The organism is uncultured Methylobacterium sp. (genome assembly GCF_964244095.1).
In the GTDB taxonomy this organism is placed as follows: domain Bacteria; phylum Pseudomonadota; class Alphaproteobacteria; order Rhizobiales; family Beijerinckiaceae; genus Methylobacterium.
Genome location: NZ_CAXTHR010000055.1, coordinates 1 through 24,997, shown reverse-complemented (window position 1 = coordinate 24,997; position 24,997 = coordinate 1). Strand labels below are relative to the sequence as shown.

Genomic DNA, 24,997 nt, shown 5'->3' with positions numbered 1-24,997 from the left:
CGCCGAGTAGCCGTCCTTCGCGGGCGGCAGGGCGCGGCATGCACGCGCGTGTGCGGCGCGTTCGCGTCGGGCGCCGGAACCGGCTGACACACCGCGTCCGGCACGGCCGGGGAAGCATCTCCGGCCTGACGCGGTTGATCACGTCCCCCCTCTCCCGACCCTCGCTCACGCGAGGGCCACCCTCCCCCGCAGAGGGGGGCGCGGTGCCCGCCCTGCGCGATGCGTGATCCGGTAGCCCCGCGGGGATGAGGGGATGCGCCGCCACCGAGGCGTCAAGCGCCGGGATGTGTGAATCCGCAAGCCTCTGCCGGGGAGGTTGGGCCCCGGCTCACGCGCGGGTCAGGAGCGGCTGGCCCGCGGAACTGGATTTCTTCCGCTTGGCGGTATACCGGCGGCCCGAAGTCTCGCGGCACCTCCTCCGTTGGAGGCCGAGCGCGAACGCGCCTCACGGCTCCTGATGCGTCGACGGCGGGGGGCGTTGGCGGAAGAGCGGGCGCCGACGCGGCGGATGCCGGGGTGCGGTGGGACGGGAGCGGCATGGATTTCGTGGGGATGGACACGCCGGCACGCATCGCGGTCCTCGGGGCGCCGGTGGAGGTCGGCACCAGCGAGCCGGGCGCCGTCATGGGCCCGGCCGCGCTCCGCACCGCCGGCCTCGTCCGCGCCCTGCGCGCGCTTGGCCACGCGGTCGCCGACCACGGCGACCTGACGCCGGACGGTCCGGCCGACGCCGTCGGCCTGCCCGCCGTCGCGGCCTGGACACGCGCCCTGTCGCGCCGGGTCGAGGCGATCCTCGCCGCCGGCGACCTGCCGCTGGTGGTCGGCGGCGACCACAGCCTGTCGCTCGGCACCGTCGAGGGCGCGATGCGCCACTGCGCCGCCGCCGGGCGGCCGCTCTTCGTGCTGTGGCTCGACGCGCATGCCGACTTCAACACCCTGGAGACCTCGCCGTCGGGCAACCTCCACGGCATGCCGCTGGCCGCGCTCTGCGGCGAGCCGGGCCTCTCGAGCCTGTTTTCCGATCCCGGCCGCGCGCCGCTCGACCCGACCCGCGTCCACCTGTTCGGCCTGCGCTCGATCGATGCGGGCGAGCGCGCGCTCGTCGCCGCGCGCCGGGTCGAGGTTACCGACATGCGCCACATCGACGAGTTCGGCGTGGTGGCGCCCCTCCGGCGCAGCCTGGAGCGGGTCGCGGCCGCCGGCGGTCACCTCCATGTCAGCTTCGACATCGACGTCCTCGATCCGGGCCTCGCGCCCGCCGTCGGCACCACCGTGCCCGGAGGCGCGACGTTTCGCGAAGCGCACCTGATCATGGAGATGCTCCACGATTCCGGGCTCGTCGGCTCGCTCGACGTGGTCGAGCTCAACCCGTTCCTGGACGAGCGCGGCCGTAGCGCCCGCGTGCTGGTGGAACTGGTGGCGAGCCTGTTCGGCCGGCGCATCCTCGACCGGCCGACCCCACCGGTCGCGGCCGTGCCGCCGCCCGCCGCCCGCGGCTGACCGGAATGCGCGATCGTTCGAGCGACGCCGACGCGGTGCGGGCGGCCTCGGCCGGGGAGGCGCCGCCGCCCGCCCCCGCCCGCCAACGCTCGGCCGGCCACGTCGCCCTGCGCGTCGGCACCGACGGCGCGGGCACGCCGACGCGGGTCCGCGACCTGTCCGAATCCGGACCCGCGCGCCTGCGGTTTCCCCGCGCCCACGGCGGCGCGATGGAGGCGATCCTGGTCAACACCGCGGGTGGGATCGCCTGCGGCGACGCGCTCACGGTCTCGCTCGACCTCGAGGCGCAGGCCGGCCTCGTCCTCACCACGACGGCGGCGGAGAAGGTCTATCGCTCGGACGGGCCGGTGAGCCGGATCGCGAACCGGGTCGCGCTCGGCCCCGGGGCCCGGCTGGCGTGGCTGCCGCAGGAGACGATCCTGTTCGACCGCGCGCGGCTGCGCCGCCGCTTCACGGCGGACCTCGCCCCCGATGCCGGGCTCCTGGTGTTCGAGGCGGTGGCCTTCGGCCGCGCCGCCCGCGGCGAGACGGTGGAGGCGGGGCTGTTCGAGGACGTGTGGCGGGTGCGCCGGGCCGGGCGTCTCGCCTACGCCGACAGCCTGCGCCTCGACGGCCCGATCGCGGCGCTGCTCGCGCGCCCGGCGATCGGCGGCGGGGCGCGGGCCTGCGCGACGCTGCTCGACCTCTCCCCCGGCGCTGAGGCGCGCCTGGAGGAGGCCCGCGCCTTGCTGGAAGCCTTCGGCGCGAACGCCGCGTCCGGTGTCGAGGCGGGCGCGAGCGCCTGGAACGGGCACCTCGCGATCCGCTTCCTCGCTCCGGACCTCGGCCGGCTGCGCGACCTCGCCGCCCGCCTCCTCGCCCGCTACCGCGGCGCCCCGATGCCGCGGGTCTGGCAGGCGTGACGAAGGGCCCGGGCCGGGGCCCGCATCCGCGGGCTTTCGCCCCGCGCGGCGCTCCATGCTTTCGGCCGTTGCCCAGCGCCCGTCTCGTCTGCTAGAGACCGCTCACCCCGCGCCGGCCGCCCGGCACGGGCCGAGCGGCTCCCCTCGCTGTCCGGGGCCGCCCTGCGACGAGGCCTCGTGGCGGAGTGGTTACGCAGAGGACTGCAAATCCTTGCACCCCGGTTCGATTCCGGGCGAGGCCTCCACGTCGCCGCCGACCGCCTTTCCTCGAGACCCGTGCCCGACCAGGCCGGATCGTGCTCGGCCCCAGCTCTTCGTCTTAAACGCGCACGTTGGCGACGAACCGGCATCCACTTCGTCGGGAAACACTCCGGCGTCCTCGTTCCGTTGACCGGACCTGGCCGACGCGCGGCAACGGCGGACGTCCCGTGCTGTGGCAGGGGCGCAACGACAGTGCCCTCGGCGTCGCGCCCTCATCCTCCGTAAGGTTCCGCGGATCGCCGAAACAGCCGTTCGGCGCCCTTGCGCCCCGCATCGGCCCTGTGTAGAGACGCCCCCGTGATCCCCGATAGCTCAGTTGGTAGAGCAGGCGACTGTTAATCGCCTTGTCGCAGGTTCGAGTCCTGCTCGGGGAGCCATCCTGATTTCAAAAGTTTGTTCCAGTTCATCTTTTCGCCCTGAGCCCCGTACCGGGTCGGAGGGTGCGGGGCTGGACATCCGTGCGGCCGCCCGATCGGCGATCCGCTCGGGTACGCGCCCCCGGTGCCGGTCCGCCGTCGGGACGTGGACGCGAAGCCGCCGGCTCGTCGGCTTCGCGATGCCGGACGATCGAAACCCGGAACGGCCTACGGCCGGCCGGGCAGGACCGCCCGCGCATCGGCCCGCACCCGGCCGAGGGTGCGTTCCGGGAGCGCCGTGACGCGCGCGATCCGGCGCACGCCGACCATCGTCAGAATGCCCGCGACGACCGTGAACGGACTCGCGACGAGGGCCGCCGCCACGACCTCCGAGCCGATGAGCACGGCGAGCGCCTTCACGAGCGCGTCGAGGAAGACGAAGAACGCGGAGACCAGCAGCACGACGATCGCGCCCAGGAGCGCGAGCAGGCCGACGAGGGCGCGAAGGTTGCCCTCGATCTCGGTTCGCGCCAGGGCCAGCGTCCGGCCTGCCAGTTCGCGGCTCGCGCGCAGGGCGCCGACGACCAGCGCGAAGGTGCTCTCGGAAGGCCGGTCCTGCATCGTCGTCGCGCGCTGTCGCCTGAAGGCCGGGAGGGGCGCCGCTCGGCGCGGCCGTGATCAACTCAAGCACCGATCGGCCGTTCCCCCTCGACGACACCCGGCCCGCGGCACCGCTCAGCGCGGCACGATCCGCACGGCGGGAACGGTATCGAGGCCGTGCCGGATGCGTGCGCCGGCTGCGATGCCGGCCGCGCAGATCCGGCCGGCAAGCGTGTGGACGACGCCGGAGACCAGCACGAGAGCGGCGATCGCGCAGACGGGACCTGCGAGAAGCAGCCCGATCACCAAGCGTGCCGCGATGCGCTCCGCGAGGCGGCGTTCGAGCCGCATTCCGGGGGCCAAGTCGAGCATGCGTTCGTAGAGCATGGCGAACCCGCTCGATCCTGGACGGCCGGCCCGGCCACGCCGCCGCCGGGGCCCGACCGGTGTTCAACCGCTGCGGTGCCCGCGCGTTGCATCGGGCACCCGAAGAAACCGGACCTCCGAAGACGCCGTCGATCCTGCCGGTGGCGTCAGCGTGCCCTGCCGCCCGCGAAGACCTGAGCCGCCGGCGCGACGACGACGAGGTTGCCGCACGGGGCCTGCCGCGACAGGACGGCGCTCGCGACGCCCCACACGAACACGCCGCGCCGGTCCTGGCCCACGACCGGGCCGCCGGAATCGCCCAGGCACACCCGGCCGCCGTTCACCCGCGCGATCGTGAGGCCCGTGCCCGTCGCCGCGACCGGCGTCAGGCTCGCGGTGCGCAGCCGGCCGACCACGCGGCCCGACAGGCCGGTCCCGGCGATGCGCAGCGCCCTCGGCACCCGGCTCGGATCGGTCGCGAGCGGCACCGGCACGCGGTCCCTGACGGGCGAGGACAGGCGCAGCACGGCGAGATCCAGCGACAGCGCGTTCAGGTCGACCGCGACGACGTTCGCGGTCATCGCGCCGGGGTCCGGGCTGTAGCGCGCGATCACGCGGGCCGTGCGCACCGGCTTCACCGGCTCGCCGCCGCGGAAGAACACCACCATTGAGCCCAGCGGATCGCCGTTGACGCAATGCGCCGCCGTGAGGACGAGGTCGGCATCGATCAGCACCCCGGAGCAGCGCGAGACGTGCAGCCCGTCCCCGGGGGCGGTGACGGTGCCGATCCCGACGGCGGGCTGCGCGAGCGGATCGCCCGTCCGTGCGGCCGCGCCCCCCTCGATCGACGCGGCCGGCCGCGCGCCGAATCCGACAGCCAGGAGGGCGAGGGCGAGGCGGGACGCGGTCATGAATCGAAGCACGCTGGCCTCCGGGGCGCGGCACGCCGTCATAGGAGGTCGCGGCGCACCGGTCTGGGAGATGATCCGGGCACGCCGGCGGACAATCGGGCGCGACGCCGCAAGGTCTCGACGCTGCAAGCCCCCGATGCCGCAAGACGCCTCGGCAGGCGCATCGCGTCGGGGTGGCGCGCGCAAGGGGGGCGGCACCCCGCGCACCGTCACGCGGATCGCCCGTCGCCCGGCGGGCTCAGGAATTCTTGTCCTCGCCGTCCTTCGCTTCGAGATCCTTCAGCATGGCGAGCACCGAGCGCCGGAGGTCGGCGTCGCCGATCGCCTGGAAGGCCCGGAGCAGCTCGGTGGGATCCGCCGCGACGGCGTCGCGCCGTGGAGCGGGCGACAGGAAGAAGGAAGGCTCGACGCGAAGGAGTTCCGCGATTCTGGCCAGCAGGACCCGGGCCCGCTCGGACCGGTTCGATCCGGTGTTCTGGCCGTCCTCCACGATCCCATCCTCGCGCCGCGGTGCCCGGAAGGCATCGCAGGGTTGCGTCGCAACCTAGAATAAATTTTTCGCGCCCTATAAACAGCCTGGAACGGAGTCTGTCCAGTCGCGCCGGCGGTTCCGCGGGACCGGTCGCCGAGGCGGCGAAGCAGCCCCGTCTTGCGGCTTCTGCGAGACGATTGCGCGCCCATGATCACGAAGGCCATCGACCTCACCTACGGCCTGTTCCAGGCCTTCGACCGGGCCTCCTCGGTGGCCGAGCTGAATCGCACCCTGCTCGCCGCGGTGGCCAAGCTCGGCGTCGAGAGCACCTTCGCGGGCATCATCCCCGTGCCCGGCACCAGCCGGCGCGACCAGGCCGCCCACGTCCTCCTCGACAGCACGCCGGCCGGCTGGACCGAGCGGTATTTCGGGGCGGGCCACCTGTTCCGCGATCCGACGATCCATCGCCTCACCACGGACCTGACCGCGTTCCTGTGGTCGGACATCGAGCCGCAGTACCGCGCCGACCCCGCCGCGCGGCGGGTGATGGAGGAGGCCGGCGACTTCCGGCTCCGCCAGGGCTTCACGGTGCCGCTCATCACCCTCGACGGCCGGGTCGCCGGCTTCAGCTTCGGGGCCGAGCGGTTCGAGCTCTCGCCGGAACTGCGCGGCATGCTGCAACTCGTGGCGAGCTACGCCTTCGGCCGCTCGATCGTGCTGAGCGAAGGGCCGCCGCGGCCCGACATCCGCCTCACCCCGCGCGAGCGGGAGGCCCTGCAATGGGCGGTGGTCGCCGCCTTCGACCGCCGCACCCTCCTGCGCCTGCGCGAGACGCGCGGCGACGACGCGTCCGTGCTCACCGCCCGGCCCGACCGGGCTCGCCGCCTCGCGAGCTGACCGTCCGCACCCGACGCCGTGCGCGGCCGGCTCCCCCACCGAAGAACCACGCGATCCAAGCCATGACCCGACAGAACGGAACCGCGGCCGACGAGCCGGACCAGCCGATGGAGCGTCTCGCCGAGATCTGCATCGAGGCGCACGGCCTGATCGAGCGGGCGGGCACGCCGGAGATGAAGGCCGCGATCGAGGCCCTCCTGGTGCGGGTCGGCTTCGGCCTCGCCGAGCGGCTGGAGGCGGAGCGCGCGCCGGCCTGATCCGCCGTGCCCGCAGCCGCCCGGGGACGGACTTGTCCACCGCTTCCCGGACGATGCGGCCCGGCGGGCAACCGCCTGGTAAGGGGCGCCGCGCAACGGTGCCCCCTGACCAGCAATCGGGACCCGGGCCGATGATGACCAAGGACCAGCTCGCGACCGCGCTGAAGCGCATCGCGGCGACGCAGATCAGCGACATCACGCGCGCGGTGAAGGAGGGCCAGAAGTCCATCGCCCTCAACGAGGTGCGGGACATGGCCCGGCGCCTCGACCTCCTGGCCGACGCGTTCCATCCGCGGCCGCCCGGCGTGGCCGAGACCTCCGATCCCGCGATCCCATCCGGTGCCCCGGCCGCCTGACGCTGCCCCACGTCCGACGGCGCGACAGGCCGTCCGCCCTCACGGCACCGGGAGTCCGATCATGATCCACGCGTTCTTCAACATCCGCCTCGACGACGTCTACCTGCCGGAGAGAACCGGGCAGTTCGTTGCCGACGCCGAGGCGGCGCGCGCGGTGGCGCGCACCATTGTCCGCCGCCTCGTCGTCCAGCACGGCGGCGAGCCGCGCCTGCTGAACGCCGTCATGGCGGTCACCGACGCGGCCGGCGCGAGCCTCCTCGAGCTGTCGTTCCTCGAGGCGCTCTACATGCCCGTCGCGCCGCCGGAGCGCGCCGGGACCGACCTGCGCCGGGCCGCGATCCTGACACGGGGCCGGGCGGCCGCCGAGCGCGGCGCCGCGCGCCTGCGGGCGATGCTCGGCCCGGCGGCGGGCCCGCGCCTGCGTGGCGCGCTCGCGAAGCTTTCCGCGCACCTCGCGGCGGCCACCGACCTGCTGTCGCTCCGGCGCGACCCGCGCCAGCGCCTCACCCTCGGCCTCGAACCGGGGCGCTGAGCCGGCATCCGCCCGGCGATCCGCGGGACCGCCCTCACCCGACCAGGGCCAGGGCCTCCGCCTCGTCCTGCGGGATCACGTCGACCTCGACCTTCAGCTTCTGCCGCCCCGAGCCGCTGACGATGCCGTCGATCGGTGCGACGTCGCCGTAGTCGCGGCCGCGGGCCACGACGATGTGGTCGTCGCGCACCCCGATGCCGTTGGTCGGGTCGAGGCCGATCCAGCCGTCGCCGCACCAAACCGCGACCCAGGCGTGGCTCGCATCCGAGCCGCGCAGCCGCGGCCGGCCGACGGGCGGATGGGTGCGCAGGTAACCGCTGACGTAGGCCGCCGGCAGCCCCATGCCGCGAAGCCCCGCGATCATCACGTGGGCGAAGTCCTGGCAGACGCCGGCTCTCAGGGCGAAGGCCTCGGAGAGCGGCGTGCGCACGTCGGTGGCCTTGGCGTCGAAGCGGAAATCGGCGCGGATGCGGGTCATCAGGTCGAAGGCGGCGCCGTAGGCGCTGCGGCCGGGGGAGAAGCTCGTCCGCGCGTAATCGGTGACGGCGGGCAGCAGCGGCACCCGCGCGCTCGGGAACAGGAAATGGACGGGCGCCGCCGCGCCGAGGTCGCGGGCGGCGACCACGCCCGCGCGCACCGCCTCCCAGGGGCTGCCGGATTCGGGCGCCGGAAGCGCCCCGCGCTCGACCGCCACCTTCGAGAGCGCCTCCACCCGGAACGTGGTGTGGGGGGTGTCGAGGGTGATGCCGACGGTCTCGATGCCGAAATAGTCGCGCCGGATCGAGGCGGTGGCCGGGCTCGGGTCGATGGTCACCACGCTCTCGATCACGCTCTGGCCCTCGCCCTCAGTGGGCTTGAGCCGCAGGGAGCAGCGCGCGAACCGCACCGGCCTGGCATAGCGGTAGGTCGTGACGTGGCGCAGGGTGTAGATCACGCGAGCCCCGCCAGCTTCTCCGAGCGCAGCGCGTGCGGGCCGTTGGGGAAGTAGCGGCCGGCGATGGCGTCGGCGAGCCGCTCCAGGTCGGCCTCGATCCGCGCCATCCCGACCGCGTCGAACTCGGCGGCCTCGCCGCTGCGCAGGCCCGCCGCGATCCGCGCGGCCAGCCGGCAATGCGGCTCGGGGATGCCGTCGGCCGAGAGCGCCGGCAGGTCGGCCAGGTGCCGGACGATCGCCTCCGCCTGGAACGCGACCGAGCGCGGGTTGTAGGGGTCGAGGAGCACCATGTCGCGCACGGGGTCCAGCGCCACGCCCTGCATGTAGCGCGCGCCGTAGGTCACCTGCGAATCGGCCAGCGACAGGAGCACGCCGAGGCAGTCGGGGCCGGCCTCGTCGTCGGCCAGGGCGAGCGCGAAGGCGCAGGTGTTGATGCCCCGCTCCACGCGCCGCCCGAGATCGACGAAGTGCCAGCCGGCGGCGCGGTTCATGTTCTCGTGGGTCAGCCCCGAGAGCGCCGCGATGTGGCTCAGCGCCCGCTCGGCCCGGCCGAGCAGCTGCGATTCGGTGAAGGCGCGCGCGGCATCGAGCGAGAGCAGGTCGATCAGGTCGGCGAGCACCCGCCACGCCTCGCCCGAGAGCCGCGCGCGCAAGGTGGCCGCGTTGCCGCGGGCCGAGATCAGGTGGGCGCGGGCCGAGCCGTGGGCCTCGCGCCCGGTCAGCGCCTCCTGCGCCAGGGCCGCGGTCGGCAGGTCGGCGGCGCTGGCAGCGCCCCATTCGTCGAGCAGCGCGCGGATGCGCAAGGCCGTCGGCGCGGCGGTGTCGCCGGAGATGTCGGTGACCACGGCGTCGCCGACGCTGCGCAGGTGCGCCAGCACGAGGCGGATCACGGCCTCGGACCGCTCGACGTAGCGGCCGAACCAGAACAGGCCGTCGGCCGCCCGCGAGGGCAGGTGGCCGGAGATCCGCCGCACGCGCGGCGTCGCCTGCTGCACGAGGTTGCGGGCATCGACCGGGTTCTCCGAGAGGATCCAGACGTCGGCCGAGCGGATGCCGAGCCGCATCTCGATCGGATCGACGTTCTCGCGCTCCGAGACCCGGCAGAAGCCGCCCGGCATCACCCGCCAGCCCTCAAGCGTCCGGGTCGCGAACACCCGCAGCGCGAAGGGCCGCGGCACGAGGTGCAGGCCGCGGTCCGTGCGCGCCCAGGCCGGCATGGTCGAGAGCGGGCCGAGTTCCTGCCCGACGAAGTCGAACGGGCGGTCGCCGAGCGCCGCGATCACCCGCTCGCGCTCGGCCGCGAGCGCCTGCGGCCCGAGGATCGCGTCGCGGCCCGCCCCGCGCTGCGGCGTGGCGGCGGGGCGCAGCGTCATCGCGTCGAGGTTCTCGCGCACGTGCGCGAGGCCGGCCGGGTCTCCGCACCACCAGGCCGGCGGGCTCTTGAGCGTGAGGCCCTCACCGAGGACGCGGTGCGCGATGGTCTCGAGGTAGGGGCTGAGCGCGGCCGATTCGACGACGCCCGAACCCGGCATGTTCGCCATCACCAGGCTGCCGTTGCGCAGCGCCTCGATCACCCCGGGGATGCCGAGCCGCGAGGCCGGGTTCAGCTCGATCGGGTCGAGGAAGTCGCCGTCGATCCGCCGCCAGAGCGCGTCGGCGCGCTTGAGGCCCGAGACGGTGCGCACGTGCAGCCGCCCGTCCTGCATCACGAGGTCGTCGCCCTCCACCAGCATCAGGCCGAGGTAGCGCGCCAGCGCCGCCTGCTCGACGTAGGTGCTGCTGTAGGGGCCCGAGGTCAGCAGGCAGATGCGCGGGTCGGAGCGCTCGGACCCCGCCGCCAGGCCCTCGCGGAACGCCTGGAAGAAGGCGGGGAAGCGCTCGACCTGCAGGCTCTCGAACACGTCCGGGAAGGTGCGGCCGAGCACCATCCGGTTCTCGAGCGCGTAGCCGAGGCCGGACGGCGCCTGGGTGCGGTCGGCGAGCACCCGCCACGACCCGTCCGGCGCGCGGCCGATGTCGGCGGCGTAGAGCTTGAGGTGGCGGCCGCCCGGCGGCGAGACCCCCTGGAGCGGGCGCAGGAACTCGGGGCTGCCGGCGACCACGGCGGCCGGCAGCAGGCCGTCCGCCACGAGGCGGCCCGGCCCGTACACGTCGGAAAGGATCGCCTCCATCAGCTCGGCGCGCTGGATCAGGCCGGCGCTCAAGGCCCGCCACTCGGCCGCCTCGATCACCAGCGGCAGGGAGCTGAGCGGCCACGCGTGCTCGCGCTGGTCGCCGTAGATCCGGAACGAGATGCCGGTGTCGCGGATGTGGCGCTCGGCCGAGACGAAGCGGGCCATGATCTCGGGCTCGGCGAGCCGCGCCAGCCGTTCGAGCAGGCGCGGCCACGCGCCGCGCGGGCGGCCCTCGGCGTCGAGGTACTCGTCCGGCCGGCCGGCTTCCGGCCGGTAGCCCTCCGTCCAGCGCGCGAGGCGGTCCGGCCCGTCCGCCGCGCCCTGTCCGGCCGTGGCCGTCGCCAGCGCGGGGCTCATGCGGGGGGCGGCGTTCGCAGGTCGAGGGTAAGGGGGAATTCGGGGTTGGCCTCGGGCGGCGGCATCGCGATCCGGCCCGGCGTGTGGCCGTGCGCCTGGAAGCGCGCGAGGCGTCGCCCCTCCGCCTCGTAGGTGTTGACCGGATGGGTCTCGTAGTTGCGGCCCCCCGGATGCGCCACGTGGTAGCGGCAGCCGCCGAGCGAGCGCCCGCTCCACGCGTCGAGGATGTCGAAGGTCAGCGGCGCGTGCGCGGGAATCGTCGGGTGCAGCGACGAGGCCGGCTGCCACGCCTTGAACCGCAGGCCGGCCACCGCCTCGCCGCCGGTGCCGGTGCCGGTCATCGGCAGCCGCCGCCCGTTGCAGGCGATGACGTGGCGGCCGGGGACGTACCCTTCGACCTTGACCTGCAGGCGCTCGACCGAGCTGTCGACGAAGCGGACGGTGCCGGCACTGGTCCCCTCCTCGCCCATCACGTGCCACGGCTCCAGGGCCTGGCGCAGTTCGAGGTGGACGCCGCCGTGCTCGACCTGCCCGAACACGGGGAAGCGGAACGCGGCCTGCGCCTCGAAGGCCGCGGGGTCGAAACCGTAGCCCGCGCCGCGCAGATCCTCCAGCACGCCGAGGAAGTCGGCCCAGAGGAAATGCGGCAGCATGAAGCGATCGTGCAGGCCCGTGCCCCAGCGGACACAAGCCCCGCCTTGCGGCTCGCGCCACAGCCACGCCACGAGCGCGCGCAGGAGCAGTTGCTGCGCGAGGCTCATGCGCGGGTCGGGCGGCATCTCGAAGGCGCGGAACTCCAAGAGGCCGAGGCGGCCGGTCGGGCCGTCGGGCGAGTACAGCTTGTCGATGCAGATCTCGGCGCGGTGGGTGTTGCCGGTCACGTCCACGAGGATGTTGCGGAACACCCGGTCCACGAGCCAGCGCGGGATGTTGGGCTCGCCCGGCCCCGGCACCTGGGCGAGCGCGATCTCCAGCTCGTAGAGGCCGTCGTGGCGGGCCTCGTCCATGCGCGGGGCCTGGCTCGTCGGGCCGATGTAGAGGCCCGAGAACAGGTACGAGAGCGCCGGGTGGCGCTGCCAGTACAGCACCAGGCTCTTGAGCAGGTCGGGCCGGCGCAGGAACGGCGAATCGTCCGGCGTCGCGCCGCCCATCACCACGTGGTTGCCGCCGCCCGTGCCGGTGTGGCGGCCGTCGGTCATGAACTTCTCCGCGCCGAGCCGGGTCCGGCGGGCGTCGGCGTAGAGCTCGGTGGTGATCGCCACCGCCTCGCGCCACGAGGTCGCGGGGTGGACGTTGACCTCGATCACGCCGGGGTCCGGCGTCACCTTGATCACGTTCAGGCGCGGGTCGAAGGGCGGCTCGTAGCCCTCGACGTGGATCGGGAGGCCGAGCTCCGCCACCGCCTCCTCCAGGCAGCCGACGAGTTCGAGGTACTCGTCGGCCCGCTGGGTCGGCGGCATGAACACCCGCAGCACGCCGTCGCGCGGCTCCACCGCGAGGGCTGTGCGCACCGCGACGCCGGTGATGCCGGAGCCGTTCACCGTCGCCTGTCCGGGATGCCCGTCCGGGAGGGCGTCGCGCGGCTCCAGCGGGTCCTGCGGCTGGTAGTAGGGGTAGTGCTCCGGCGGCACGTGCGGGAGCGAGCCCAGCGGCAGGCGGAAGCCCAGCGGCGAGTCGCCGGGCACGAGGAAGGCGTGGCCGCGGCGGAACTCCCAGGCTTCCGAGATCCAGCGCCGGTCGGCATCGCCGTCACGGCCGGTGGGCAGGCTCGCGAGCGGCAGCACGAAGCCGGCGGGCTCGCCCAGGCCCCGGCCGTAGACGCGGGCGATGCGGGCGTCGAACTCCACCGAGCCGCTCTTGGCCTCCGCCTTCGTCACGTTGACGGGAAGCTCCGCCGCCTTCTCCTCCCAGTGCGCCGGGTCCTCGTAGGCCGGCATCACGTAGGCCGTGAGGCCGAAGCGCCCGGCCACCGCGTCGATCAGCCTTCGCGCGGCGGCGGCGTCGGCCGTCTTCGGGCCGTCCTCGGCGGCGATCAGGCCGGCGTCGCGCCAGATCGGGCGGCCGTCGCGGCGCCAGTACAGGGCGAAGGCCCAGCGCGGCAGGCTCTCGCCCGGATACCACTTGCCCTGGCCGTAATGCAGCAGGCCGCCCGGCGCGAAGCGGTCGCGCAGGCGCCGGATCAGCGTGTCGGCGAGCCCGCGCTTGCTCGGGCCGACGGCGGCGATGTTCCATTCCGGCGCCTCGAAGTCGTCCACCGAGACGAAGGTCGGCTCGCCGCCCATGGTCAGGCGCACGTCCTGCGCCGTGAGATCCGCGTCGACCCGGTCGCCGAGCGCGTCCATGGCAGCCCACACCGTCTCCGAGAACGGCTTGGTGATGCGCGCGGTCTCCTCCACGCGGGTCACCGTCATCTCGAAGCCGAACGCGACCTTGGCCGGCTCGGCCAGCCCCGAGATCGGCGCCGCCGAGTGGTAGTGCGGGGTGGCGGCGAGCGGGATGTGACCCTCGCCGGTGAGCAGGCCGGAGGTGGCGTCGAGCCCGATCCAGCCCGCGCCCGGCAGGTAGACCTCGGCCCAGGCGTGCAGGTCGGTGAAATCGGTCTTGGTGCCCTCGGGGCCGTCGACGGCGGTGGTGTCGGGCACGAGCTGGATCAGGTAGCCGGACACGAAGCGGGCGGCAAAGCCGATCCGGCGCAGCACCTGCACCAGCAGCCAGCCGGAATCGCGGCAGGAGCCGCTCTTCAGGGTCAGGGTCTCGGCCGGCGTCTGCACGCCCGGCTCCATCCGCACCCCGTAGGCGACCTCGCGGGCGATCTGCCCGTTCAGCGCCACCAGGAACAGCACGGTGTTCGGCTCCGACGGCAGGCGCGTGAGGAAGTCGTCGATCTCGGGGCCGTGCGCGTCGTCGAGGACGCGGTAGGGGGCGAGCTCGGCCGTCAGGTCCGGGGCGTAGGCGAAGGGGCGCGTCTGCGCGTAGTCCTCGACGAAGAAGTCGAACGGGTTGATCACCGACATGTCGGCGGTGAGGTCGACCTCGATCTTCAGTTCCGCGCTCTTCTCCGGGAAGACGAGCCGGGCGAGCCAGTTGCCGTTCGGGTCCTGCTGCCAGTTCACGAAGTGGTTCTCGGGCGTCACCTTCAGGGTGTAGGACGGGATCCTCGTGCGGGTGTGCGGGGCCGGCCGCAGGCGGATCACCTGGGGACCGAGCGCGATCGGCCGGTCGTAGGTGTAGTGCGTGACGTGGTGCAGGGCGGCTTTGATCGACACGGGCACTCTCGTCTGGACGATGAATCCGGGCGCCGGATGCGAGGCGGCGGCGTCTCGTGCCGCGACTTATGCGGCAAAGGGCCCTCGGCAAGCAATTTCCGTGCGTCGGGCGCGGGGACGGGCGATGGGCTGGGCGATGGGCTGGGACGGCGCGCGGATGCCCTGCGCGGCGCCGGGCGGGAACTTCGGAGGCCCAGTCCGTTTGATGGCGCAGGGGCGGACCGCGGACGGGGCTGGACCCGATCCGGCGCGGGATGCGCCGGCGGACGGCGCGCCGGCCCGCCCCGGGCGCCGGGACCCGCGATGAAGATCTTCCAGTGCCAGGCCTGCGACCAGCCGCTGACCTTCGAGAGCACGGCCTGCGACTCGTGCCAACGGCGGCTGGGCTACGTCTGCGCCGTGCACGAGATCTCGGCGCTGGAGCCCTCCAGCCCGTCGCTCCATCCGGGCGCGCAAGGAGCGCCGACCGTCCACGCCTACGCCCATCCCGGGCGCCGCTACCGCTTCTGCGCCAACGCCAGGCACGCGGCGTGCAACTGGCTCGTGCCCGAGGACGCGGCCGAGACCTTCTGCATCGCCTGCCGGCACAACCGCGTGGTGCCCGACCTGACGCTCGCCTGGAACCTGACCCGCTGGCGGCAGGTGGAGGCGGCCAAGCGCCGGCTGTTCTACTCGCTGCTGCGCCTCGACCTGCCGCTGGCGACCCGCGCCGCCTACACCGACGGGCTCGCCTTCGACTTCCTCGTCGACCCCTCCGAGAGCTTCCTGATCGGGCCGCCGGTGCTGACCGGCCATCTCAACGGCCTGATCAGCATGAACATCGCAGAGGCCGACGACGTCGAGCGCGAGCGCCGCCGCGTCCGGTTCGGCGAGCATTACCGCACCCTGCTCGGGCATTTCCGCCACGAGATCGGGCATTACTTCTGGTACCTCCTGGTGCAGAACAGCCCGCACCAGCGGACCTTCCGCGCCCTGTTCGGCGACGAGAGCCTGAACTACGTCGGCGCGCTGCGGACCCACTACGCCTACGGCGCGCCGGCGGACTGGGAGGAATCCTACGTCTCGGCCTACGCCACGAGCCATCCGTGGGAGGACTTCGCCGAGACCTGGGCGCATTACCTGCACATCGTCGACACGATCGAGACCGCCTCGACCTTCGAGCTGCGATTACGCCCGCGCCTTCGCCACGGCGCGGCCGAACCGGTGGTGATCGACTTCGACCCCTACCGCACGCCCGACCTCGACCGCCTGATCGCGGCGTGGCTGCCGCTGACCTACGCGGTGAACTCGCTCGCGCGCAGCATGGGCCAGCCGGACCTCTATCCCTTCAAGCTGACGCCGGCGGTGATCGCCAAGCTCGCCTTCGTGCACGAGCGCATCTACGCGGTGCGCGCCGACATGACCGCCGAGGCCGGCGCGGAGGCCGGCGCCGACATCCTGCGCGCGGTGATCGCAGGGTTGCGCCAGCGGGTCGCCGCGCCGAACGCGTGAGCCCCGCTCACGCCAGCCCCGCCCAGCCCGCCCCCACGCCGAGGCTCTGGGCCGCGTCGAGCAGCTTGGCCGAGCGGCACGGCTTGAGGAACAGCAGGCTGCCCTCGACCCGGCGCGGTTCCACGTCGCTGTAGCCGGTGACGTAGATGACCGGGAGCGCGGGCAGGCGCGTGCGTGCGCGCTCCGCGATGTCCCACCCGTCGATCGTGCCCGGAAGGCGGATGTCGGTGAGCAGCAGGTCGATCGTCTCCGCACCCTCCATGATCGCGAACGCCTGCTCGCCGGAACTCGCCGCGATCGTCTCGTAGCCGGCGGACTGGAAGGCGTCGATCGTCACTTCGAGGAGCAGGTCCGCATCCTCGACGATCAGCACGGTCGGCTTCCTGGTCACGGTCGTCTCCCCTCGCTCCGGCACACGCCGCTTCCCCGGTGGCGTCCCCCGGACCGCCGCGCCCGACCCCTCAGGCGCAGGCCAGCGCGAGGCCTTGCTCCGCCTCCGTGGCGAACACGTCGATGCAGGGGAACCAGAGCGTGACGGTCGTGCCCTGTCCCGGCTTGGTCTCGATCTCCTTGCGGCCGCCGGTCTGGCGCACGAAGCCCACCACCTGGCTCAGGCCCAGGCCGGTCCCGTGGCCGACGGGCTTAGTCGTGAAGAACGGCTCCGACGCCCGCTCGGCCACGTCGGCGGCCATGCCGCAGCCGGTGTCGCTCACCGCCACCCTGACGTTGTCCGCGCTCCGGTCGGTGGTGATCGTGACGACGCCCCCGTGGGGCATGGCATCCCGCGCGTTGAAGACGAGGTTCAGGATCGCGTTCTCGAACTGGCCGCCATCGACCGCGATGAGCGGCAGGCCCGCGCCGAGATCGGTCCGCAGGCTGAGGCCGCCGGTCAGGGTCCCGCGCACCAGATCGGTCACGTTGCCGACGAGGTCGTTGACGGAACAGGGCAGCGGGCAGAGGGGCTGCTTGCGGGCGAAGGCGAGGAGCTTGTGCGTCACCGCCGCCGCGCGCTCGCTGCCGGTGATCGCGTTGGACACCCAGCGGTGCATCGGGTCGTCGATCGGGATCCGGCGCTGGATCATCTCCATGTTGCCGATCACGATGTTGAGCATGTTGTTGAAGTCGTGCGCGACGCCGCCGGTCAACTGGCCCATCGCTTCGAGCTTCTGCGCATGGTGGAGGCGTTCCTCCGCCCGCAGCCTCTCGCCCGTGGCGAGTTCCAGGGCCGCGAGCGCCCGGTCCCGCTCCGCGATGCCGAGCCGCAGGGCATCGTTGGCACGCCGGAGCTGGCGCGGCGACGGGAGCGTGAGCAGGCGCGGCATCACCTTCCAGAGCATGAAGGCCGTCGTGACCGACGCCGCCGCCGTCGCGACCTTGACGAGGGCCTCGATGCCGTAATCCGGCACCCACAACGTCCAGATCGAGAACAGATGCGTCGTGCCGCAGGCCAGGATGAAGGCCGCGAACGCCCAGAACACGTTCTCGAAGGCGATGTCGCGCCGCTTCAGGAGAAAGTATCCGAGGGCGATCGGGATCGAGAAATAGGAACCGGCGATGATCAGATCCGAGGCCACATGGGTCCAGATAAGACCCGGTTCCCAGAACAGGCAGATGCCGTGCGGCGAGAGGCTGTTGGTCGATCCGAGCGATCGAATCCACTCCACCGCCACTCCCTTCACGTCACCGTCGCATCCGAGGCAATGTCGGCGAAGGCGGGGGAAATTGCAACCGGAGATTTAAATTGCCTGGGATCGCGCACCTGCGGTGGAGATGCAGCCTGTTGCGGAAACCTGCGGCGTGATGGCCTGGCGCCGGAATCCGGTCCGGCCGGATCGGACTTTGGGTCCAAAATGCAATTTCTTCGCGTCGTGCGGCAGGATGGCGCGTCCGTCGTCCCTCGATCGGCGCAGCACGCGGCCGTGGCGGCGGCGTCTCAGGACGGCGCGCGGCCGGCCATGAAGGCGGCGTGCTCGGCCATGAGCTGGCCCGACAGCGCCTTTCCGATCAGCGCGCGGGTCTCGGCCACCCCGTAGAGCGCCACGAACGAGCCGAAGCGCGGCCCGCGGGCCTCCCCGAACAGAACAGTGTAGATCGTCGTGAACCACGCCTGCGCCACGCCGGGCCGCCCGTCCGGGCTCCTGCCCTTGCCGGACAGGTCCGGGAAGTGCCGGCGCCCGACCTCGTAGACCACCGCCTGCAGCCCTTCCGGATCGGTCGAGCCGTCGTGCCCGGCGAGCGCCGCGGACAGGTCCTCCAGCGCCGCGCGCTCCTCCGGATTCGGCGCCCGGTAGGTCTTGGCCGGGCGCACGAAATCGCGAAAGTAGGCCAGCGCGTGGCCCACCAGCCGGTCGAGGCCGGGATGGGTCGCGGGTCCGACATCGGCCGCATAGCGCCGGATGAAGCCCCAGAGCACGCCCGGCTCGTCGGCGTTGGCCACCGCCACGAGGTTGAGCAGCATCGCGAAGGTCAGCGTCGTACCCTTGACGCCTGCCTCCCCCACGGTCTCGGGCACCGGCGGCGCGCCCGCGTGCAGGTGCCAGGCCGGGTTGCCGAGCTTCAGCTTCGGCTCCTGCCCGGCGTAGCGGTCGAGGAAGCCGAGATAGTCGTCGACGTGGCGCGGGATCACGTCGAAGAACAGCCGCTTGGCCTCTCGCGGCTTGTTGTACATGAACAGTCTCAGGCTCTCCGGCGTGCCGTAGGCGAGCCAGTCGTCGATGGTCAGCCCGTTGCCCTTCGACTTCGAGATCTTCTGGCCTTTTTCATCGAGGAAGAGTTCGTAGTTGAAGCCTTCGGGCGGCTCGCCCCCCAGGGCGCGGGCGATCTGCCCGGACAGCTTGACCGAGTCGATCAGGTCCTTGCCGGCCATCTCGTAGTCGATGCCGAGCGCCACCCAGCGCATCGCCCAGTCGGGCTTCCATTGCAGCTTGGCGTGGCCGCCGGTGACCGGCGTCTCGTAGGCCTCGCCCGTCTTCGGGTCGCGCCAGACCAGGGTGCCGCGGGATGCCCGAACCGCGTCGATCGGCACCTGCATCACCGCCCCCGTCACCGGATGCAGCGGCAGGAACGGCGAATAGGAGGCCGACCGCTCGGCGCGCAGCGACGGCAGCATGATCGCCATCACCGCGTCGTAACGCTCCAGAACCCGCATCAGGGCGGCGTCGAACACGCCCGTCCGGTAGCAGTCGGTCGCCGAGCGGAACTCGTAGTCGAACCCGAACGCGTCGAGGAAGCGGCGCAGTTCCGCGTTGTTGTGCGCGCCGAAGCTGTCATGCGTCCCGAACGGGTCCGGCACCTGCGTCAGCGGCTGGTCGAGGTGACGGGCGAGCATGTCGCGCTCGGGCACGTTGTCGGGCACCTTGCGCAGGCCGTCCATGTCGTCCGAGAACGCGATCAGCCGCGTCGGCACGGCGTCCCGCGTCAGCACCCGGAAGGCGTGGCGCACCATCGCGGTCCGCGCCACCTCGCCGAAGGTGCCGATATGCGGCAGGCCCGACGGCCCGTAGCCGGTCTCGAACAGCACGTCTTGCTTGGGCTTGCGCTCGATCCTCGCCAGAAGCTTGCGCGCCTCCTCGAACGGCCAGGCGGCTGCGGTGGCGGCGGCCTCGATCAGGTCGGGGTCGAGGTGCAAGGAGGCGGACATGGCGGGACGCTTGATGGATGAAGGGCCTTTTCGGAAGGCCGGCACCCTAGATCGCTTTGCCGCGATGCGAAATCGCGTTGCGCCGCCTTTTACGAAGGTCGTCGGCCCGCCCGGTCCTCGCCGCCGGGGCGTCAGGCCGTCAGCAGGCGTTCCAGCGTCCTGATGGCATCGACGAACTTCGGAAAGGTCGCCTGCACCAGCATGCGGTTCTGCTCCGTCCGGGCGGCGTCGAGGTCGAAGCCATAATTGTGCCGGACGCGATGCCGGAAGCCCTTCAACTCCGTCAGCGCGATGTAGAGGTCGTCGTCGAGGACGGCGGGGCGCAGGCCGGGGATGTCGGCTCGCATCTGGTCGAGGAGGTCCTGATGCGCGGTGTCGCCGGTCGGCAGGGCGCCGTCCACGTCGTTTGCAAGGGCGAGCAGGACATCCTCCACGCCGTCATAGGCGTTGTGCACGGCCGCCGCGATGGCGGTGAGACGCCCCCAGGCGGTGGCCCGATCCGCGGGAAGGGTATCGTACCGGGCGAGGAACGCATCGAGGTTGGCGCGTTCGCGGCCGGCCCGTTCGAGCTTCGGCCCGAGCTTCGCGAAGACCGGCTGCCGGGATGCGATCACGCCCCGGACGCCGGCTCGAACGCCGCCCGCTGCGGCTCCGTGAGGTCGCAGGCGAAGATCAGGTCGTAGGGGATGCCCGTGCCGCGCAGCACCGCCGCCACCGCGCGCTCCACCGCCCCGCGCCCGGCCGGGTCGACGGGGCTGCGCACCAGCAGGTCGATGTCGGAATGCAGCCGGAAGTGTCCGCTCGCCAGCGAGCCGATGACGGCGACCTCGCGCCCCTGCCCTTCCAGGTCCGACACGATGCGGGCGGCCAGAGCCTGCGCCGTCCCGTGCCGGTCCGCGGTGCGCGCCGCGACGATGCGCTCGAACCGGCTCTGAGCCGTCATGGCTGCTTCACGCCTGCTGCAGGGCCCGCGCGACGATACCCCGGCCGACGGCCGCGGAAAAGCGCCGGCCCCGACCCACATCAGAACGGGCTGACGGGGAAGAACCGCAGGTACAGCTCGGCATACCGGCCCTCGTCCCAAACCCGCTGGAGCGCGTCGTCGAGGGCGCGGGAGAGCGCGGCATCCTCCTGGCGGGTGACGAGGCCGATGCCTTCGCCGAAATAGCGGTTCTCCAGGTAGGCGCCGCCGACCAGCGCGCAGCAATCGCCCGCCTCCAGGCCGCCGACCCAGAGCGCGAGGCTGAGGCCGTCGGCGAAGACGCAATCTACCTCCCCGCGCTTCACGGCGCCCTCGGCCGAGGCGAGGTCGGCGAAGGCCTTCGCCTCGGCCTTCGGGAAGAACGCCGCGAGGTAGGCCGCGTGCGCGCTGCCGCCCAGGACCGCCACCGACCTGCCCGCCAGCGTCCCGGCCGACGGGACCGCCAGGCCGCGGTCGGCGCGCGCGGCGAAGCGCGCCGGCCAGCGGAAATACGGCCGCGTCGCGGAGAACCTGGCCCGCAAGGCCGGTGTCAGCGGGATCGCGGCGGCGACCACGTCGCCCTGCTTGTCGGCGAGCCCGTCGAGCAGGGTGTCGAAGCGCCGGGCCTGCATGGTGCAGGCTATCGCCAGCTTCTCGCAGACGGCGCGCGCGAGTTCGACCGCGAAGCCGGTCGGGGTTCCGTCCGGCCCTGCGAAGTGCAGCGGCGGGAACTCGTCGTCGGTCAGGAAGCGCACGGCCCGGCCGGTCTGCGGCGCCTCGACCCGCTCGCCGCGGCTGCGCGGGTTCCAGAAGTTCGGCACGGTCACCGTGTCGGGCGCGCCGTTGGGCCGCTCTTGGCTGCCTGCCCGTGGCACGAAGGCAGAATAGAGGGCTGTTACGAGGACAAAGGTCTTCAGTGTAGCCGTCATCCTTGCGCCGTAACTTGACGTCGCTATGATCGCGATGCGCCGAGGGCGCGACGTGGAGAGGGTCCGGCTCACGCCCCTCCCCTAGCACGTCCCCGAGCCTGCGGCAGCCGGCCCCCGTGTCGTTCCTCCACTTCCTGGCCCACCCCTCCGACACGTCGGCGCTGCCGCCGGAGATCGCGTTCCTCGCAGCCGAAGGCGTCGATCCGGCGCTGCTCGGCGCGGCGGCGGCGCTCGCGCAGGCGAGCGGCACCGATGCGGCGACCGCCCTGCTGCGCGCCGGGCTGATGGCCGAGGAACCATATTACCGGGCGCTCGCCCGGGCGCTGGAGGCCGAGTTCCTCGATTCCGACATCCCGCTCGGCATGGGTGCGCGCTTTCCCGACAGCTTGGTGCTCGGCATGGCGCCGCTGGTCTCGGGCGCCTCGGCGCCGGCCGTGCTGGCGCCGCGCGGCCGGCAGATCGCCGAATTGCTGTCGGGGCGCAGTCCGCGCGGCCGGATGCCGGCGGTGACGAGCCCGACGCGCCTGCGCGCCGCCCTGTTCGCGGCGCTTCCCCGTGCGATCGCCGACTACGCCGCTGACGACCTGGAGGCGAAGGCGCCGGACTGGGCCTTCGGCAGCGGGCCGCTCGGCCCGGCCCTGATGCTCGTCGGCCTCGTGGCCTGCAGCGCGGTCGCCCTGTTCGTCGCGCTTCCGCCGCCGCTCGCGCTCGCCGCGACCGTCGCCGCGCAGACGCTCTTCCTGGGGATGGCGACCTTCCGCGTCGGCGCCCTGTTCGTCGGCGCCGCGATCGATCCGCCGCCGAGCCCGTCCCCCTTGAGCGATCGCGACCTGCCGACCTACACCGTCCTCGTCGCCCTCTACCGCGAGGCCCGCGTGGTGCCGCGCATCGTCGCCGCGCTCGCCCGCTTCGACTACCCCGCGGCCAAGCTCGACCTGAAGTTTGTCGTCGAGGCCGACGACGCCGGCACCATCGCGGCCCTGGCGCGCATCCCCCTCCCCGCCCGCTTCGAGGTGATCGCGGTGCCCGATGGCGTGCCGCGGACGAAGCCGCGGGCGCTCAACGTCGCCCTGCCGCTCGCCCGCGGCGACCTGCTCGTGGTCTACGACGCCGAGGACGTGCCCGATCCCGGCCAGCTCCGGCTCGCCGCCGAGATCTTCGCGAAGGCGCCTCCGAGCACCGCCTGCCTCCAGGGCCGCCTGGTGATCGACAACCCGGAGGATTCCTGGATCGCCCGGTGCTTTGCCCTCGAGTACGCGGGCCTGTTCGACGTGCTGAACCCGGCGCTCGCGCACTGGCACCTGCCGATGCCGCTGGGCGGCACCTCGATGCATGTCCGCACCGAGGTGCTGCGGCGCCTGCACGGCTGGGACGCGCGCAACGTCACCGAGGATGCCGACCTCGGCATGCGGCTGGCGCTGGCCGGCTACGATGTCGGCGACCTGCCGAGCGCCACGATCGAGGAGGCGCCGATCCGGTTCAAATCGTGGCTGCACCAGCGCATCCGCTGGATGAAGGGTTACCTGCAGACGAGCGTCACGCATGGGCGCCGTCCGATCGAGACCTACCGGAGGCTCGGGAGGCTGGACACCCTGTGCGCTGCCACCCTGCTGCCGGGCGCCGTCGCCTCGGCGCTGGTCTACCCGCTCCTCATCGTCTGGGCCGCGGCCGACTTCCTGCTGCGCGAGATCCCGGCGGCACCCCACCCCTGGCCGAACCTGCCGCTTGCCATCGCGATCACCCTGTTCCTGTCGGGGCTCGCGGCGCTGGTGCTGCCGGCGGCCCTGGGCTGCATCCGGCGGGGCTGGTTCGACCTGCTGTGGTTCGTGCCCGTCATGCCGGTCTACTTCGCGCTGGTGAGCGTGGCGGCGTGGCTTGCGGTGATCGAGTTCGTGCGCGCGCCCTCGCGCTGGAACAAGACCGAGCACGGCCTCTCGCGCACCTCCCGCAGCGGCCTGCTGCGTCCCCGGCGGCCGGCCAAGCGACCGGCGGCGTGAGCGCGTGCCCCGTCCCCGCGCCGGGATCAGATCCGCTTGGCCAGTTCCGCCGCCGTCTCGTCGGCCGGGCGCATCAGGTTGAGCGCGCCGAGGAAGCGGTTCCGCGAATCCATCACGTAGACGAGCGCCGTGTGCTCCATGGTGTAGTCGCCGTCCTTGCCCGGCACCTTGCGGCTGTAGGCGCGGTAGCTCTTCACGGCCGCCGCCACCTGCGCCGGGCTGCCGGTGAGCCCGGTGATGCGGGGATCGAAGCTCGACAGGTAGGTCTTCAGGCTCGCCGGCGTGTCGCGCTCGGGGTCGACGGTGATGAAGGCGACCCTCATCGCCCGCGCCTTCGGGCCGAGCGCGACGAGCACGTCCGAGATCTGCTGCAGCGTCGTCGGGCAGACGTCGGGGCAGTGGGTGAAGCCGAAGAACACGAGGTGCGTCGCCCCGGCGAGATCGGCCTCGGTGACCGCCCTGCCGTCCTGGTCCACCAGCGCGAACGGGCCGCCGACGCTCGACGTCCCCACCTCCGCCCGCTCCGGCATCAGCGCGAACACAGCCGCGCCGCTCAGGGCCACGAGACCGAGGACGAAGGCGAGGATGGGCAGGAGGGCGCGGCGCATGGGTTTTCCGGAATCTCTCGCGGGGCCGGGGATGAGCATGGGCCGGCGCGAGAGGCAAGCCGGCATGGGGTCGCCACGATGCCTCCACGTAGGTGGCGATCCCCACCGCTATCCCGAAGCGTCAGACCGCGACCCGCTCCGCCTCGACCCCGCTCGCCACCGCGCCGCGCATCTCCGAGAACGCTTCCCCCACCATCAGGATCGCCGGCCCGTCGAGGCCGGACGCCTCGACGCGGCCGGCGAGGTCGGCCGCGGTGCCGCGCACCACCGCCTGGTTCGGCCGCGTCGCGTTGAACACCGTGAGCGCGGGCGTGGCGGGCGCCAGCCCCTCGGCAACCGCCCGCGCCAGCAGGGCGCCGAGCGTCCGCTTGGGCATGTAGACCACGGTGGTGACGGAGGGGTCGGCGAGCGCGCCCCAGTTGAGGTCGTCGGGCAGGGCACCGCGGCGGTCGTGGCCGGTGACGTATTGCAGGCGGCGCGCCGCGTCGCGATGGGTGAGCGAGACGCCGAGCGAGGCCGCCGCCCCCTGCGCCGTGCTGATTCCGGGCACCACCGCCACCGGGATGCCGGCAGCCCGGCACGCCGCGATCTCCTCGCCGGCGCGGCCGAACACCAGCGGGTCGCCGGATTTGAGCCGCACCACCTGCTTGCCGGATTTTGCCAACTGCACCATCAGCGCGTTGATGTCGTCCTGGCGGCAGGACGGGCCGTGGCCGGTCTTGCCGACGAGCATCGTGCGCGCCTCGCGCCGGGCGTAGTCGAGGATCTCAGGCGCGACGAGGTCGTCGTAGAGGATCACGTCGGCGTTGCGCAGAGCCCGCAGCGCCTTCAGCGTGAGCAGTTCGGCGTCGCCCGGCCCGGCGCCGACCAGCGTCACCGCCCCGCCCTTCGGCGCGGCCTCGGTCTGGGCGAGCAGCCTGTCGAGGTCTCCTTGCGTCGGCGCCCGGTCGGGCTCGGCGAAGGCCAGGTCCGTAAACCGCTCCCAGAAGCCGCGGCGCTCGGCAAAGCCGTGGAAGCGACTGGTGACGCTCGCGCGCCAGTCGCGCGCCGCGGCGACCCAGCGGGAAAACCCGCGCGGCAGCATCGCCTCGATGCGCGCCCGCACGGTCTGGCCGAAGACCGGCACGGCGCCCTCCGTCGAGATGCCGACCACCAGCGGCGAGCGGTTGACGATGGCGCCGAACTTCACGTCGCAGAGGTGCGGCCGGTCCACCGCGTTGACGATGGCGC

The 24,997-nt window shown here is 73.0% G+C and carries 23 protein-coding genes and 2 tRNA genes; 10 read left to right on the top strand and 15 right to left on the bottom strand.

Annotated features, from left to right (window positions below; genetic code table 11):
* The first annotated feature begins 552 nt into the window (after positions 1-552).
* The 4 genes from rocF (at position 553) to ACFE86_RS10750 (ending at position 3,040) form a co-directional block, all read left to right on the top strand.
* Complete coding sequence (rocF, locus tag ACFE86_RS10765) at positions 553-1,500, top strand: arginase (protein WP_375455328.1); 948 nt, start codon at positions 553-555, stop codon at positions 1,498-1,500.
* Positions 1,501-1,505: 5 nt separating this feature from the next.
* On the top strand, positions 1,506-2,402 hold the full coding sequence (locus ACFE86_RS10760) for an urease accessory protein UreD (RefSeq protein WP_375455327.1): 897 nt from the start codon (positions 1,506-1,508) through the stop codon (positions 2,400-2,402).
* Positions 2,403-2,573: 171 nt separating this feature from the next.
* Positions 2,574-2,647, top strand: a tRNA-Cys gene (locus tag ACFE86_RS10755).
* Positions 2,648-2,964: 317 nt separating this feature from the next.
* Positions 2,965-3,040 (top strand) — tRNA-Asn (locus ACFE86_RS10750).
* A 207-nt stretch (positions 3,041-3,247) separates the two neighbouring features.
* On the opposite strand, the gene ACFE86_RS10745 is transcribed toward ACFE86_RS10750, so the two are convergent.
* The 4 genes from ACFE86_RS10745 to ACFE86_RS10730 form a co-directional block, all read right to left on the bottom strand.
* Positions 3,248-3,640 carry a phage holin family protein gene (locus tag ACFE86_RS10745; RefSeq protein WP_375455326.1) on the bottom strand — a complete coding sequence of 131 codons (393 nt, stop codon included), beginning with the start codon at positions 3,638-3,640 and terminating at the stop codon, positions 3,248-3,250.
* A 114-nt stretch (positions 3,641-3,754) separates the two neighbouring features.
* A complete protein-coding gene (locus ACFE86_RS10740; protein ID WP_375455325.1) occupies positions 3,755-4,006 on the bottom strand; it encodes a hypothetical protein in 252 nt (83 codons plus the stop codon).
* Between the two features lie 146 nt (positions 4,007-4,152).
* Complete coding sequence (locus ACFE86_RS10735) at positions 4,153-4,896, bottom strand: trypsin-like serine protease (protein ID WP_375455324.1); 744 nt, start codon at positions 4,894-4,896, stop codon at positions 4,153-4,155.
* A 238-nt stretch (positions 4,897-5,134) separates the two neighbouring features.
* On the bottom strand, positions 5,135-5,386 hold the full coding sequence (locus tag ACFE86_RS10730) for a hypothetical protein (RefSeq protein ID WP_375455323.1): 252 nt from the start codon (positions 5,384-5,386) through the stop codon (positions 5,135-5,137).
* A 189-nt stretch (positions 5,387-5,575) separates the two neighbouring features.
* On the opposite strand from ACFE86_RS10730, the gene ACFE86_RS10725 reads away from it, so the two are divergent.
* From ACFE86_RS10725 to ACFE86_RS10710, 4 genes are all read left to right on the top strand, one after another.
* A complete protein-coding gene (locus ACFE86_RS10725) occupies positions 5,576-6,265 on the top strand; it encodes an autoinducer binding domain-containing protein (protein WP_375455322.1) in 690 nt (229 codons plus the stop codon).
* 62 nt (positions 6,266-6,327) lie between these two features.
* Positions 6,328-6,522, top strand: coding sequence for a hypothetical protein (locus ACFE86_RS10720; RefSeq protein ID WP_375455321.1), 195 nt, complete (start codon positions 6,328-6,330; stop codon positions 6,520-6,522).
* Positions 6,523-6,653: 131 nt separating this feature from the next.
* Entirely contained in the window at positions 6,654-6,878 is a 225-nt protein-coding gene (locus ACFE86_RS10715; RefSeq protein WP_375455320.1) for a hypothetical protein, read from the top strand.
* A gap of 61 nt (positions 6,879-6,939) precedes the next feature.
* Positions 6,940-7,410 (top strand): DUF6894 family protein, encoded by a 471-nt coding sequence (locus ACFE86_RS10710; RefSeq protein WP_375455319.1) that lies wholly within the window; start codon positions 6,940-6,942, stop codon positions 7,408-7,410.
* Positions 7,411-7,444: 34 nt separating this feature from the next.
* On the opposite strand, the gene ACFE86_RS10705 is transcribed toward ACFE86_RS10710, so the two are convergent.
* The 3 genes from ACFE86_RS10705 to ACFE86_RS10695 are packed head-to-tail and all read right to left on the bottom strand — an operon-like array spanning position 7,445 to position 14,141.
* Entirely contained in the window at positions 7,445-8,344 is a 900-nt protein-coding gene (locus tag ACFE86_RS10705) for a transglutaminase N-terminal domain-containing protein (RefSeq protein ID WP_375455318.1), read from the bottom strand.
* On the bottom strand, positions 8,341-10,875 hold the full coding sequence (locus tag ACFE86_RS10700; RefSeq protein WP_375455317.1) for a circularly permuted type 2 ATP-grasp protein: 2,535 nt from the start codon (positions 10,873-10,875) through the stop codon (positions 8,341-8,343). The genes ACFE86_RS10705 and ACFE86_RS10700 overlap by 4 nt, the downstream gene beginning before the upstream one ends.
* On the bottom strand, positions 10,872-14,141 hold the full coding sequence (locus tag ACFE86_RS10695; protein ID WP_375455316.1) for a DUF2126 domain-containing protein: 3,270 nt from the start codon (positions 14,139-14,141) through the stop codon (positions 10,872-10,874). The genes ACFE86_RS10700 and ACFE86_RS10695 overlap by 4 nt, the downstream gene beginning before the upstream one ends.
* A gap of 303 nt (positions 14,142-14,444) precedes the next feature.
* Between ACFE86_RS10695 and ACFE86_RS10690 the strand changes: the two genes are divergently transcribed.
* Positions 14,445-15,632, top strand: coding sequence for a putative zinc-binding metallopeptidase (locus tag ACFE86_RS10690; protein ID WP_375455315.1), 1,188 nt, complete (start codon positions 14,445-14,447; stop codon positions 15,630-15,632).
* 7 nt (positions 15,633-15,639) lie between these two features.
* Here ACFE86_RS10690 and ACFE86_RS10685 read toward each other — a convergent pair whose 3' ends face one another.
* From ACFE86_RS10685 to ACFE86_RS10660, 6 genes are all read right to left on the bottom strand, one after another.
* On the bottom strand, positions 15,640-16,023 hold the full coding sequence (locus ACFE86_RS10685; RefSeq protein WP_375455314.1) for a response regulator: 384 nt from the start codon (positions 16,021-16,023) through the stop codon (positions 15,640-15,642).
* A 70-nt stretch (positions 16,024-16,093) separates the two neighbouring features.
* Complete coding sequence (locus ACFE86_RS10680) at positions 16,094-17,296, bottom strand: sensor histidine kinase (protein WP_375455313.1); 1,203 nt, start codon at positions 17,294-17,296, stop codon at positions 16,094-16,096.
* Between the two features lie 269 nt (positions 17,297-17,565).
* Complete coding sequence (locus ACFE86_RS10675) at positions 17,566-19,272, bottom strand: lysine--tRNA ligase (RefSeq protein ID WP_375455312.1); 1,707 nt, start codon at positions 19,270-19,272, stop codon at positions 17,566-17,568.
* A 131-nt stretch (positions 19,273-19,403) separates the two neighbouring features.
* Entirely contained in the window at positions 19,404-19,886 is a 483-nt protein-coding gene (locus tag ACFE86_RS10670) for a hypothetical protein (RefSeq protein ID WP_375455311.1), read from the bottom strand.
* Positions 19,883-20,215: a nucleotidyltransferase domain-containing protein gene (locus tag ACFE86_RS10665; protein WP_375455310.1), complete on the bottom strand. Its 333-nt coding sequence runs from the start codon at positions 20,213-20,215 to the stop codon at positions 19,883-19,885. Before ACFE86_RS10665 ends, ACFE86_RS10670 begins: the two co-directional genes overlap by 4 nt.
* A gap of 80 nt (positions 20,216-20,295) precedes the next feature.
* Positions 20,296-21,162, bottom strand: coding sequence for a transporter substrate-binding domain-containing protein (locus ACFE86_RS10660; RefSeq protein ID WP_375455309.1), 867 nt, complete (start codon positions 21,160-21,162; stop codon positions 20,296-20,298).
* Positions 21,163-21,278: 116 nt separating this feature from the next.
* Here ACFE86_RS10660 and ACFE86_RS10655 point away from each other — a divergent pair, with 116 nt between their 5' ends.
* Entirely contained in the window at positions 21,279-23,159 is a 1,881-nt protein-coding gene (locus ACFE86_RS10655; RefSeq protein WP_375455308.1) for a glycosyltransferase family 2 protein, read from the top strand.
* A 26-nt stretch (positions 23,160-23,185) separates the two neighbouring features.
* Here ACFE86_RS10655 and ACFE86_RS10650 read toward each other — a convergent pair whose 3' ends face one another.
* Both ACFE86_RS10650 and cysG read right to left on the bottom strand, forming a co-directional pair.
* Complete coding sequence (locus tag ACFE86_RS10650; RefSeq protein WP_375455307.1) at positions 23,186-23,767, bottom strand: SCO family protein; 582 nt, start codon at positions 23,765-23,767, stop codon at positions 23,186-23,188.
* A gap of 121 nt (positions 23,768-23,888) precedes the next feature.
* Positions 23,889-24,997 (bottom strand): siroheme synthase CysG (cysG, locus tag ACFE86_RS10645; protein WP_375455306.1); only part of this gene is annotated, 1,109 nt, incomplete at its 5' end.

Coding starts and splice junctions, on each gene's coding strand:
- rocF (WP_375455328.1), top strand. CDS start 553: ATGGACACGCCGGCACGCATCGCGGTCCTCGGGGCGCCGGTGGAGGTC.
- ACFE86_RS10760 (WP_375455327.1), top strand. CDS start 1,506: ATGCGCGATCGTTCGAGCGACGCCGACGCGGTGCGGGCGGCCTCGGCC.
- ACFE86_RS10745 (WP_375455326.1), bottom strand. CDS start 3,640: ATGCAGGACCGGCCTTCCGAGAGCACCTTCGCGCTGGTCGTCGGCGCC.
- ACFE86_RS10740 (WP_375455325.1), bottom strand. CDS start 4,006: ATGCTCTACGAACGCATGCTCGACTTGGCCCCCGGAATGCGGCTCGAA.
- ACFE86_RS10735 (WP_375455324.1), bottom strand. CDS start 4,896: ATGACCGCGTCCCGCCTCGCCCTCGCCCTCCTGGCTGTCGGATTCGGC.
- ACFE86_RS10725 (WP_375455322.1), top strand. CDS start 5,576: ATGATCACGAAGGCCATCGACCTCACCTACGGCCTGTTCCAGGCCTTC.
- ACFE86_RS10720 (WP_375455321.1), top strand. CDS start 6,328: ATGACCCGACAGAACGGAACCGCGGCCGACGAGCCGGACCAGCCGATG.
- ACFE86_RS10715 (WP_375455320.1), top strand. CDS start 6,654: ATGATGACCAAGGACCAGCTCGCGACCGCGCTGAAGCGCATCGCGGCG.
- ACFE86_RS10710 (WP_375455319.1), top strand. CDS start 6,940: ATGATCCACGCGTTCTTCAACATCCGCCTCGACGACGTCTACCTGCCG.
- ACFE86_RS10700 (WP_375455317.1), bottom strand. CDS start 10,875: ATGAGCCCCGCGCTGGCGACGGCCACGGCCGGACAGGGCGCGGCGGAC.
- ACFE86_RS10690 (WP_375455315.1), top strand. CDS start 14,445: ATGAAGATCTTCCAGTGCCAGGCCTGCGACCAGCCGCTGACCTTCGAG.
- ACFE86_RS10675 (WP_375455312.1), bottom strand. CDS start 19,272: ATGTCCGCCTCCTTGCACCTCGACCCCGACCTGATCGAGGCCGCCGCC.
- ACFE86_RS10665 (WP_375455310.1), bottom strand. CDS start 20,215: ATGACGGCTCAGAGCCGGTTCGAGCGCATCGTCGCGGCGCGCACCGCG.
- ACFE86_RS10660 (WP_375455309.1), bottom strand. CDS start 21,162: ATGACGGCTACACTGAAGACCTTTGTCCTCGTAACAGCCCTCTATTCT.
- ACFE86_RS10650 (WP_375455307.1), bottom strand. CDS start 23,767: ATGCGCCGCGCCCTCCTGCCCATCCTCGCCTTCGTCCTCGGTCTCGTG.